At 51.0% G+C, this 11742-nt stretch carries 8 protein-coding genes; 3 read left to right on the top strand and 5 right to left on the bottom strand.

Translation table 11 applies throughout. The features are described 5' to 3' along the window. Window positions 1-643 precede the first annotated feature (643 nt). The 3 genes from floA to AB1L42_RS00825 form a co-directional block, all read right to left on the bottom strand. On the bottom strand, window positions 644-1645 hold the full coding sequence (gene floA / locus AB1L42_RS00835) for a flotillin-like protein FloA (protein WP_367050154.1): 1002 nt from the start codon (window positions 1643-1645) through the stop codon (window positions 644-646). 377 nt (window positions 1646-2022) lie between these two features. Then, entirely contained in the window at window positions 2023-2220 is a 198-nt protein-coding gene (locus AB1L42_RS00830) for a cold shock domain-containing protein (protein WP_367050151.1), read from the bottom strand. A gap of 240 nt (window positions 2221-2460) precedes the next feature. Beyond that, window positions 2461-3849: a DEAD/DEAH box helicase gene (locus tag AB1L42_RS00825; protein ID WP_367050149.1), complete on the bottom strand. Its 1389-nt coding sequence runs from the start codon at window positions 3847-3849 to the stop codon at window positions 2461-2463. Between the two features lie 1107 nt (window positions 3850-4956). Between AB1L42_RS00825 and AB1L42_RS00820 the strand changes: the two genes are divergently transcribed. From AB1L42_RS00820 to AB1L42_RS00810, 3 genes are all read left to right on the top strand, one after another. Then, entirely contained in the window at window positions 4957-5709 is a 753-nt protein-coding gene (locus AB1L42_RS00820) for a hypothetical protein (RefSeq protein WP_367050147.1), read from the top strand. 109 nt (window positions 5710-5818) lie between these two features. Then, window positions 5819-6562 (top strand): TPM domain-containing protein, encoded by a 744-nt coding sequence (locus tag AB1L42_RS00815; protein WP_367050145.1) that lies wholly within the window; start codon window positions 5819-5821, stop codon window positions 6560-6562. A 112-nt stretch (window positions 6563-6674) separates the two neighbouring features. Beyond that, a complete protein-coding gene (locus tag AB1L42_RS00810; protein WP_367050143.1) occupies window positions 6675-7346 on the top strand; it encodes a LemA family protein in 672 nt (223 codons plus the stop codon). A gap of 247 nt (window positions 7347-7593) precedes the next feature. Here AB1L42_RS00810 and AB1L42_RS00805 read toward each other — a convergent pair whose 3' ends face one another. Together AB1L42_RS00805 and AB1L42_RS00800 are read right to left on the bottom strand one after the other, a co-directional pair. Further along, complete coding sequence (locus AB1L42_RS00805; protein WP_367051680.1) at window positions 7594-9192, bottom strand: arylsulfatase; 1599 nt, start codon at window positions 9190-9192, stop codon at window positions 7594-7596. Between the two features lie 558 nt (window positions 9193-9750). After that, complete coding sequence (locus AB1L42_RS00800; RefSeq protein ID WP_367050141.1) at window positions 9751-11625, bottom strand: DUF5060 domain-containing protein; 1875 nt, start codon at window positions 11623-11625, stop codon at window positions 9751-9753. Window positions 11626-11742 lie beyond the last annotated feature (117 nt).

Here is an 11742-nt window from a genome sequence, read left to right as displayed (position 1 = left end):
CAACGTGTTTTTCTCAATGTTCCCAAAGTTGTTTTTCCAGTCCAGAACTAGACTCTTCTCAATGATCGATGGCGTGAATGACCGCACGTTATCTCTGAATTGAAGTTCAAGAAGTCGCTGAAAGGTGCGGAAGGTCGATCGATCGGAGTTCAGAACCCGGTGATCAACAGCCGAATTCCCGGAACTTCGCCTTCAAGATTTTCCCCGAATCACTCGACTAAGGAGGAATCTAACTGACGACGGCGCATTTCGGACTCTGAAGGTTTCGAGATTGAATTTTCGTCCAATTCGCAACTTTTCATTTGCGTCTGTCAGACTGTCGGAAGACTTGAGACCCAGTTGCGGTACGAAGTCTCGACACTCCGCCGAGCAGGGGCACTCAAACGTCGATTGACTGGCCGACTCGTCAAGTTGGAACCGAACAACCTGATGTCGATGTACAACTTGAGTGCTCACCAATCAACGGCAGTCTTGGAAGCGATCCGTTCGGCTGGAGCAGACCTTCATTTGGTGTCACCGTGTTTTCCTGATCTCCCTCCAATTGAGTAGATCATCAGCGAGCACTATGAACACTTTCGTGAACTGGCCGCATGCTGCCTCCGCTTCTTCTGAAACAACGACGGCATAGATAATCGGAATACCTTTAGTTGGCCGGTGCTTTTGCCGAACGTCGGTTGTCAGTGACGAGGAGCGGAGCTCGTCGGCGATACGGAAGCTCTAATCGACGAATGTTTGTTGACAATTTTCCGGCGCGGTAAGACTCCGCGATTGCTACTGGAATCTTGGCTTCCGCGAGGACCACTTTCGCTCTGTTCTCTTGTGTACGAGAACGCATTTCCTGCTCATAAGCGACAGCCATCGCGCGTCGCTTTTCAGCAGCTGCACGAGCGATTCGAATATCAGCATTGGCTTGGTCGATTTGCAGAGATGCGCCGATGTTGCTGCCCACGTCGATATCTGCGATGTCGATCGAGACGATCGCGAAAGCAGTCTGTGAATCGAGTCCCTTGGTGAGCACTTCTCTTGAGATCGCCATGGGGTCCATGAGCGCGTCTTGATAAGTGTCACACGATCCGATTGCTGACACAATCCCCTGACCGACGCGTGCAATGACAGTTGTTTCAGTTGCTCCGCCGATCAATTGAAGCAGGTTTGTGCGAACGGTGACGAGCACGCGCACTTTGAGTTGAATTCCATCTTTTGCGACACCATCTAGTGTGTCCTGGTCTGCAACTTCCGGGTCGGGACAGCGGATCACCTTGGGATTCACGCTGACTCGCACAGCTTCCAGAACATCGCGTCCAGCCAGATCGATCGCTGCTGCTGTTTCCCAATCGAGCGGAATACCAGCGCGATTTGCCGCGATGAGGGCGAGAGTCAGCCGTAGAACATCTCCGCCAGCGAGATATTGGGCTTCCATCGCTTGAGTCGTGATATTGTCAATGCCTGCCTGAACGGCCATGACACGGCACTGCATGATGACTCGCGGATTAACGTTTCGCAGAGACATTAAAAACAGTTGAAACAGGCCAATGCGTGCTCCAGAGACAAGCCCCTGCAGCCACAGTGAAAAGTATCTCCACACGATGGCGACAAAGATCACACCTACCGCGCACAACAGGACAACGAGCCACGTCGGAAGCATACTCGCGGACTTTCAAAACTCGAGTCCGATCCTGAAAAGAAAACAACAGCGGACTGGCGACCGCAATCGATCCGATTTGGAACCACTCGATGACAACATAAACTTGGATACACGCTTTACCAGCAGGTCGGCACACGGAGGAAATTCGACCTGATGAATTATAAGCGTGGCTGCAATAGTCAGATGACGATGCGAAACATCCGTCAGGCTGTAAGTTTCAATGTGGCCAGTCGCTGTCGTTAAAATTCTCGAACATACCTGAAAGGCAGTCTGACCCGGAAAGAGAACCAACAAGTGTTAATTCTGCTTTCAAATCAGCACCGCACTTTCAGTTATGTCAGAGTGTTTTTTGAAGGAATTGCCGAAGCAATTTCCATTCACGCAGTGCGGACGTTTTCCGCACGTGGTCCTTTAGGGCCCTGGCCCACATTGTAAGTCACTCGCTGACCTTCACGAAGGTCGTCGTATGCAACGCCTTCGAGTGCTGAGCTGTGGAAGAACATGTCTTTTCCACTGCCGTCATCGATGAATCCGAATCCTTTGTCGGTGATTCTTTTGATTGTGCCTTCTGCCATCTCTGTAATCCAATACTCTCAAAAAGTGATCGTGCTGACGCTGACGGATGAAACACTCAATCGTCGTGCCTGCACATAACAAGTTTGATCACTCATGAATCTGGTGGACGCTTTCACTGTAAGGTTTTGTGAACGGCGTCCACTTTAGATTCATCAGTCGATCCGGGTGCTTTCAGTAAATCGAATTTGCTCTGCCGGTGAAGAAAGTTACTTCATAGCGTTGCGATGTATTCTGGTTCATTAAGTCGTCGGTTTCGCGTCGCGTTGACGTCGTGGAAACTTTGGTTTCGAACGTCGTTTCTTCTTCACGCCCGACGGTCGCCCTTCAGAATTCGAAGTTGTTGAGACAGTCCGATCCGATGAGTACCGACGCTTTGACTTTCCGTTTTTGGAATTCTTGTCACTCGACGATGAGGGACGACTTCCGTTATGTCGGCGAGGTCCACCATGACGACCTTTGCCGCCTCCGCCTCCATTTGGACGACCACGTCGACGCTCTGGTCGTGGGAAGTCTGGATCGACAGGAATTTCCTGTCCGATGAGTCGTTCAATTCCACGCAGTTCGCGGAATTCTTGCCCCGAACAGAACGTCAATGCAATGCCTTCGGCTCCAGCTCGTCCCGTGCGTCCGATACGGTGCACGTAGTTCTCGGCTTCCATTGGAAGGTCGAAATTGATGACGTGGGTAATTCCCGTGATGTCGATTCCTCGAGCAGCAACATCCGTGGCGACGAGAACGTCGACACGTTTGCGGCGAAATGCTTCGAGTGCCTTCTGGCGAGCGTTCTGCGACTTGTTTCCGTGAATCGCGGTCGCACGAATTCCATCGTCCATAAGCTCTTCAGCAACTGAGTTCGCTTGACGCTTTGTCTTTGTGAAGACGAGCGTCTGGCCAACATTTTCACCCGCCAAGATTTTCTGAAGGGTCTTCAACTTGTCTCGCTTTTCGACAAACAAGACCTGCTGCGCGATCTTCTCCACGCTTGTGGTCTCCGGCGTCACGTTAACGTTGACCGGATCCCGCAGGAGGCTGTTAGAGAGTTCAATGATCTTCGGTGAGAGAGTCGCTGAGAAAAAGAGCGACTGTCGCTGTTCTGGAAGCTGTTTAATGATCCGCTTCAGGTCGGGAAGGAATCCCATGTCCATCATGCGGTCAGCTTCGTCCAGAACGAAGACCTCGAGACGGTCGAGTTCGATGTGCCCTTGGTTCATCAGGTCGAGCAATCGGCCCGGTGTGGCAACGAGAATGTGAACTCCTCGTTTCATCGAACGCACTTGTTGACGTTGGCCGACGCCACCATAAATCAGGGCGTGTCGCAGTCGGAGATGGCGTCCATACTTGCTGCAGCTGTCGCCGATTTGAATCGCCAGTTCGCGAGTTGGAGCGAGAATCAGAGCGGACGGCCGGTTGGGGGTCGCTTTGCGATTTCGTTTTCCAAGCATGTTGAGGATCGGCAAAGCAAACGAAGCGGTTTTTCCGGTTCCGGTTTGAGCGCAACCCAGAACGTCTTTCCCCTCAATGGCTGGGGGAATGGTCTGTGCCTGGATGGGAGTTGGAGTCTTGTAGTTTTCGTCAGCGAGAGCACGCTGGACGGGTGGGATCAGATTCAGTTCTTCAAACGTAGTCAAAATGTTTCTTTCTATAAGTCTTGTGAGGTAACACCGCTCGTTAGCAATGTTGGCGATTTGTTTCGATCCGCAGTTTTCGCAGAAACCATCCAATGGTCTCAAATTGAGAAGCTCACTTGTGACTGCGTTTTGATCTCACAGTTGCCTGCGATGAACGAATGGCCGGACCGGTTGCCCAGAAGAACTTCAGTGACAATCACTTGCCAGGTGGATGACATCTGTTCGAGTGATTCATTCTTCTCTGCTCATTCACAGGATGCATTTTTGTTGGCATCTTCTTGCGATTCCCTAAAAAACCTGCGAATAATCGAATTCGAAGATCATACAGACAGGAATCACAGGTGAATGGCCGCAACCGGGATAATTCACTCCAGACGATATTGTCTCGGATGTGAATCAGGATTTCGTCGGACCGGTTCGATTCGTTGATGAAGCCACAACGTCACCATCACGGGAAATTGTGGATCGGAAATGTGAACAATAGAGGCTCGGCAGAAAGAAAAATCATCTTCTGCAGAAAGACCGCTAACCAAGGAATTCTGACCAAACAAGAAAGATTCAGAACTCGGAGCGTTGTCTTGCAACGCAGGCGGCTTCCCAGAGCGGTCAACACAACCGATAGTTGGCAGCAGTTCGGCATCACTTACAGGTCAATGCCAAAACAACGGGACTGCAAAAGGATCCACCTTTGCTCCAAAATCCCGCTTGATCGGAAAACGCCCTCACTCACATGAATAACGCTACTCGCTTGATTCCGACCATTTTGATTCAGTAGACAACTGAACATCTCTACCGAATCTGCAATAACAATATCAATGACAACTCACAACGCCAAGTCAGAAATAACAATTTTTAATCCACTTTGGGCGATCTCCCGTTGATTGTTGGAGACTCTTCAAATTTCGTAGACTCCAAACGGCAGAGCGGAGGGTGACTGAAAAGCGGAGGTGTCAAGAAGCTTGTCACCCTCAGTTTCACTTTCTGCATCAGCCCGCTGAGGAGTTTGGTAACGTCGATCGATTGAGGGCACAATCGGCAGAATACAAAATCTTTGACCATCTTCCCCTACTCAGGTTCACTCATTTCTCAATGGATAGTCATCCGAAGATGCAAGATCCCAATTCGCAACCTTCGTCCAGCCATCACCCGCTTCCCCGCAGGCAGATCGCGCTGCAGTGTCGGCCGGTGGTGAATCGATTTGTGCGGAAAGTGCAAGACGATCTCAGCGATAACCTTGTTGCAGTTGCTGTTTATGGTCCGGCAGTGACCGAGATTTATGATGTGCGATATCATCGGGTACACGTTCTGATCGTCACCAATCAGCGTGACGTCAACGGTCTTCTCGCACTTGGTGCATCTTCTGGACAAGCGATTCAGGAAGGCATTGCGCCTCCGTTGATTCTCACTGAGAAAGCACTGACAGCTTCCTTTGATGTCTTCCCGCTTGAGTGGTTGGACATCCACCAGTTTCATGTGAACCTCGTTGGAGAAGATAAACTCGCAACCGTCGACTTTGACCACTCGGATGTTCGCCTGCAGTGTGAACGGGATCTACGAACCCTCGACATTCAAATTCAGCGAGGCATTCTCGCCAGTCGCGGAAATCGAAAACGTGTCGAGCGGATCGAAGATGCATCTCAAGACACTCTCGTTCGCGTTCTTCGCGGGATCGCTTGGCTGACAGGTGATAGAAAAGCTTACCTCCCTCTTCCACTCGTTCAACGCTGTGAGGTGCTTCTTGGAAAGTCGCTCCCCGGGTGCCGACAGTCGATCGACCACGAGGGCCGCCACGATTTGCAAACACTCGGCCAACTCCTCGACGAACTCGGACATCTCGCAGGTTGGATTGATGTTGTTTAGAACTCATTTACAGAGGGGCGTTTTCTCTCCGATTCAGCAAACAGAACAAACGTCGCGATCCACATGGTTGAGGAAAACGCTGACGCCACGGGCGGTCATTGTCTGCGCAGTGATTCTCTCTTTTGTGTTTTGGGGAACGCCCAGACTAATTGCTCAAGACATCGTTCCCGACGACGGCACCTTCGTCATTGACCAGGTGGGAGTGTTTACTCCCGAAGAGGAACAGCGACTGGAAGGCTATCTCCGCGAACTCGAGCAGAAAACGACTGCTCAAATGAAGGTGCTGGCTGTCGCGACAACTGGAAATCTCCCAATCTTCGACTACGCCCAGAAAACGTCCGAAGCGTGGAAACTCGGAACAGAGAAAGAAGACAACGGTGTTTTAATTGTGCTTGCTGTCAGTGATCGCCAGGTGCGCATTCAGACCGGATACGGGATCGAACCGATTCTCCCGGACAGCTGGTGCGGGACCAATTCTCGCGATGTGGCGAAGCTCTATTTTCGACAGGAGCAGTACGCGACCGGTCTCACTGAGCTTGCTCTGCGGGCTGCGACCAAAATTGCTGACGAACAAGGTGTCGAACTGACCGGTGTGCCTCAACGACGAGCTGCTCAAGGCGAGGAAATGAGTCCCCTGGCCTTCTTCGTGCTGATGGTCATTCTTTTCATTATTTTGTCCAATATGGGAAAGAGGCGAGGACCACGTGGACGGGCCGGAAACGGTTGGTGGATCGCCCCACATTCAACCTGGGGGAATGGAGGCCGATCGTTTGGAGGAGGAGGTGGAGGTTTTGGAGGCAGCTTCGGTGGAGGCGGAGGATTTGGCGGCGGCGGAGGAGGAGCGAGCTGGTAGCTTTTTCTGTAGTCACGAACTTTCACAATATGCACCCGCATACTTCGAATATACGAACAGTCGGTTCCCACCCTGTTCTATTTAATTCTAAACGAGATAAAAGGCATTCCTGATGAAGTCGATAATTCCTGTGTTAATTGTGCTTGGACTGATTGTTGTAGGTATCGGAGGTTGCGCAGTCTCTGGATACAACCAGGTGATGTCTCTGGATGAGAAGGTCAAGTCGAGTTGGGCGCAAGTAGAGACTCAACTTCAAAGGCGATACGACCTGATTCCGAATCTGGTTGAAACAGTCAAAGGTGTGGCTGCGCAAGAAGAGTCGATCTTCGTCGGAGTCGCCGAGGCGCGAAGCAAGTACCAGAACGCTACAACGATCAATGAGAAAGCTGCAGCAGCTTCTGGGTTGGAGTCAGCACTTGGTCGACTTCTCGCAATCCGGGAAGCTTACCCAGAACTTCGCAGCAACGAGTCCTTTCTCAAGCTTCAAGACCAACTGGAAGGAACTGAGAATCGAGTGTCGGTTGAACGTGGACGGTATAACGAAGCTGTTCAATCGCTGAATTCCTACATCCGCGGGATTCCAGGAAGCCTCTGGGCTTCGTTCGCAGGCGTTGAGAAAGCAGAGTACTTCGAAGTCGAATCAGACGCTGCACGCGAAGTTCCAAAAGTCGATTTCGGCGAATCGTCCAAGGAAAGTGCAGCCACAAGAACGCAATCGCAGAAAGCCATCACTCAGGAAATCGCACGCAATCGGGTCGGCATGAGCATTCTGCTGTCCTCTTGAGTTAGTGACTGTCGGGAGTTTGCAACGCTTCGATTGTGAGTTTGAACGAACACACCCTGCAAAGAGAGATGAACCTCTTTGCAGGGTGTGTTGCTTTTTCAAAGGTCTTCTTCAACTTCGGTTCAAATGAACTTCAGTTGAGTTATCTGAGACGCGGAAGATTTGAGCATCTTCGGATTTGATTTGCACTCTCTCGTTTCACTTGATGGAACAGCACAAGCGAATGCACAGGAAAGCGCAGCTTGCTCTAGTTTCCGGTTGGAAGCGGAATCTTCACGCCATCTTCTTCGAGTTGCTTTCGAACCCATTGGAACCGCTGATATTCGCTCAGTGTCAGCGGGCCTGTGTACGTCTCGCTTTGCTTTTTACGAGGAGGGTACTTGAGGTAAGTCTTCATCAGGTTGGAGACCTGCTCGTTATAAGTAACAGCCACCCAGGTATGCTCCGTGAAGTTGTTCATGAAGACGTCGTATCGTTCCTGAGGGTCTTGCAGCAAGTCGAAGACTTGAGGAACGGTCGCAACGTACTTATCAGCACCCTTCCATCCGAGGTTTGAGTCGACGGAAAGGCCACCGGTGGCTTGTCCATCATCACCACGCAGATTCGTCACGAATTTGTACTGATTCACGCGAACCGCACCAGGAGACAATTCGTTCTCGGTGAAATAGTACCACGCTGTGCGATCTGACTTTCCAGTGCCTGTCAGAACTGGTGTCATGTCGTAGCTGTCGAAATAGATGGGCTCCCCTTCGCGGTCGTTTTCGGGGAGTTTGGCTCCAGCGACTGAAGCGAATGTCGCCATCAAATCGAGACCGCCAACAACGTCATGATTTCGAACGCCTGCTTTGACTTTTCCTGGCCAGACGACGATGGCTGGAACGCGATTGCCACCTTCACGGACAGTTCCTTTTGTTCCTCGGAAGGGAGTGTACCCTGAGTCAGGATACACATCTTGCCACGCTCCGTTGTCTGTGGTGTAGAAGACCAGTGTGTTGTCATCGAGCTTCAACTCACGAAGCTTATCCATCACGTTCCCGATCCGTGCATCAAGTTCGACTGTTGAATCGGCATACTTGGTTTTGGAAATCGACTTGTGCTTAAACTCAGGAGCAGGCAGGTTGGGTTGATGATTCTTCATGAAGTTGATGTTGATGAAGAATGGCTGCTCCGGATTCTTCGCCGCATCTTCCAGAAACTTAATTCCGGACTGCTCGACGTATTGATCGAGGAAAGGGATGCCGACGATGCCTTTGTCGGGGGTGTCGACGTACTCTCCGTTGACTTTCCAGTCTTCTTTGACGGGTTGCCCAGCGAGTCCAGATAACGAGCCTTTGGTGACTTTGTTAAACATTGCGCGAAGGTCATCGCTCATGTCCGGAAACCAGTTCGGGTCTCCGTATGTGTAGGCATTTAAGTGATAGAGAAAGCAGTGCTCCATCACGTCGTAGCCCTGTGCATTCGGGAGTGCGTAGTCTGACTCTCCCAGATGCCACTTACCGGTGAAGTAGGTTTTGTACCCGGCCGTCTTCAGCACGGAACCGAGAGTCCATTCTGCAGCGGGAAGTCCGCCTCCTTGTCCTTGGAAAGCAACAGTTGTCATTCCGCTACGGTTTGGAATGCGACCTGTTTGCATCGCAGCACGACCAGGAGTGCAACTGGGCTGTGCATAAAACGAGAAAAATGTCATTCCCTCGGCAGCGAGACGGTCGAAGTTGGGGGTCGGCATCCCGCGGCCTTCCCCTCCCCCGTAAGGACCAAGGTCCCCGTAACCGGTATCGTCGGAAACGATCAACAGGATATTGGGTTTCTTGGATTGACCAAAGGCAGGACCTGCAGCGACGAACATCAGCAAAACAGCCAATTGCGCCCGCAGCATCCAACTCAGCGACCATGGAACTTTCGGCATCGAATCTCCTTCGCGTAGAAAAATGATCGGCCTTCATCGAAAGCCGACTGCTTAAAAGTCACGAATATCATTTGCCAAGACAATCGCGACAGACTTTCTTTGATTCTGACTTTCGAGTGCGAACTGCCCTGTTTGTCAGCCTTCTCGAAGGCTACTTCACGCCAACGGAATTTCAACATCATTAAAAACGATTGAATAGATATTCACAGGAATCACATCGGATCCGAAGTTTGAGGAAAGGCTGCGGAAGTTTTCGATAGCAAACTCTGAACGCGACGTGTTGAAATAGATGGGCGAACGTGTGAAGTCTCGGTATTCGTCGTTGAGTGAAAAGAATATTGGAAAGGCGGAGCAAAAGTTGAACAAGAGATGGTGAAGCAAAAGATGACCGCATAAAAAATGGGGCGTACGCTGATGCGACGCCCCGGAGTAAATTGGAGATGTTGAAGGAGAGTGAGTCTTTCGCGAAACGACCTTCACTCTCCGTACTGGATGTTTCTAGTTGTCCTTGCGAGTGACGATACAGCACCAGTCATTATTCAACGAATTCGGAGCACTTCCCAGGTCGACGACAGATCCGCCGGTGACGGTCGATACGCTGCCTGTTGCCCAGGCACCCCCTTTACGTGGATTGATCCATTGGACTGTGAATTCGCCTTGGCTGTCACTGAGGTTCAAATGGAATCCGGTTCCCTTTTTCTGGTCGTAGATCGCATAGACGGAACCAGGATCTGCTAAGCAGAACCCACGCGGCATGTCGACGAGCAATTCATTGTGAGGAGCCATTTCCAGCAGCGGCAGTTTTGTTAATTCGTTGACTGCGATCCCGATATGTCGCGGCATCGTCTTCGTGATGCGATAGTCGTCGATGATCTGGTCATAGTCGTGGTTCTCTGGCTTTTTCAGATACCATTCGTATCCACCTCCTCCGCTCAAGTACCATGGCCACATTTTTTCGATGCGGCCTTTGTGGTAGTCGGTCATCGTTCCGTGAATTTCATCTCCTGAAATAACGAGTGGATGACCCGCTTCCGCTGATTTCTCTCGCCACTCTTTGACGAAGTCGTAGATCGATTGATTCCCAAGTCCGGATTGAACCGCAGTCATATCAAAATTGGGATCGCCCACGAGTGCAGTCCACATTTCGACAAGTTTCGGCCCTCGATTGTGGGTTGAAATAGGATGATTGTAAGCGTCAAGGTTTTTAATCCATGCAGCTTGTTCCTTCAGTTCGTCATAAGTGAAGTCGTTTTCTTCACCCAGATCGAGTTGGAATGCAAGATGATGCCCAAATCTCGAAACCATTTCTCGGAAGAACAGTTTGCGAATTCGCCCGAGTGGTACTCCTTCGCTGTTGTAGTACTTGTCGTTCGATGCTTCGCACAACAGCAGGTGCATGAAGATGCCAACGGTCTCAGCGTGAGAGAAGGCGATCTCCCACTGATCGAGCTTGCTTACGTCGTAGTGCTCTTTGTCTTCGTGGGCAATCGTCGGGTATGTGTCATCTCCATCGTCTTCGACACTCATCGCCATGATGTACAAGCTCGACACGCCGTTCTGACGACCGAGGTAATTTAACATGCCAATGAAGTTTCTTCCGGCGTTTTCTCGGGTTTCTTCCGGACCGTCGTTGCGTGTCCAGTCAGGGTCGCCAGCTTCCCAGTCCTGTGTATGTCCGGCAAATCGATGCAGGTAGATTTCCGATTTCGGAATGTCTTCGTAGAGTGGGCCGCGTTTGTTGTTGGAAGTTGTGTTGTCGAAACCGTAGTACCCCAGCATGTTTTCAGGAACTCCGGGGCCTCCCTTCAAGAAGACATCGCCATTCGAAAACGTCAGGAAGTGGTGGCCTCGGTTGAGAATCAGACCCTTCTCTGGGCTTCGGAAATCTCGTCCTGACTTGTCGGATTCCGCGACTTTGAAAGTGCCTGACTGCCCATCTAAAGGTGTCCAAGCTTTTCCTGCTTGCGGATCAGCGGAAATGGAAACGTCGTCTCCTTCTCGAAACGAAACATTCCAGTTCCACTCTCCAACTTCATTTGGGCTGAAGCATGCCCGCCACTTGTTGCCGGAGTCTGCTCCAGTTTGTCCAGCGTTTCCATCGGCAGCATAAAATCCGGGGACGGTCATTCTCTGACCGCTCGGTCCTTCAAACGTGACATCAAGTCGATATTGAAAGTAAGGATTCGGTCGAGCGGTCTCGCTGGTCTCTGGCCCGTCAAAAGTCAAAGAAACACGATGCCAACGCATGAGGGTGTCCGGGTTATCTGCTGATCCGCGAACTTCGACAGCACGACACTCCTGGAGATTAGTAATCGCCATCAACTGCACGAAGCAGAGCATCGCGATTATCCGGTGAGGAATTCTCTTTTTCATCGGGACATCTTTCTGTGAGCACAACGAAAACAATTGAGTTGAAACGCTTGCCAACTCACACCAACGAGAGCGGTCGCTGCGAGATCGAGCGAACTGGCCTTCGCGATTTCGCACTCG

Source organism: Thalassoglobus sp. JC818, assembly GCF_040717535.1.
In the GTDB taxonomy this organism is placed as follows: Bacteria; Planctomycetota; Planctomycetia; order Planctomycetales; family Planctomycetaceae; genus Thalassoglobus.
The sequence above is the reverse complement of the archived record's forward strand: the minus strand, read 5'-3'. Positions and strand labels throughout refer to the sequence as shown.

What these genes read in the sequence shown, in the direction of transcription:
- AB1L42_RS00800 (WP_367050141.1), bottom strand. Translation starts at nt 11,625, where the DNA reads ATGAAAAAGAGAATTCCTCACCGGATAATCGCGATGCTCTGCTTCGTG.
- AB1L42_RS00810 (WP_367050143.1), top strand. Translation starts at nt 6,675, where the DNA reads ATGAAGTCGATAATTCCTGTGTTAATTGTGCTTGGACTGATTGTTGTA.
- AB1L42_RS00805 (WP_367051680.1), bottom strand. Translation starts at nt 9,192, where the DNA reads ATGTTCGTCGCTGCAGGTCCTGCCTTTGGTCAATCCAAGAAACCCAAT.
- AB1L42_RS00830 (WP_367050151.1), bottom strand. Translation starts at nt 2,220, where the DNA reads ATGGCAGAAGGCACAATCAAAAGAATCACCGACAAAGGATTCGGATTC.
- AB1L42_RS00820 (WP_367050147.1), top strand. Translation starts at nt 4,957, where the DNA reads ATGCAAGATCCCAATTCGCAACCTTCGTCCAGCCATCACCCGCTTCCC.
- floA (WP_367050154.1), bottom strand. Translation starts at nt 1,645, where the DNA reads ATGCTTCCGACGTGGCTCGTTGTCCTGTTGTGCGCGGTAGGTGTGATC.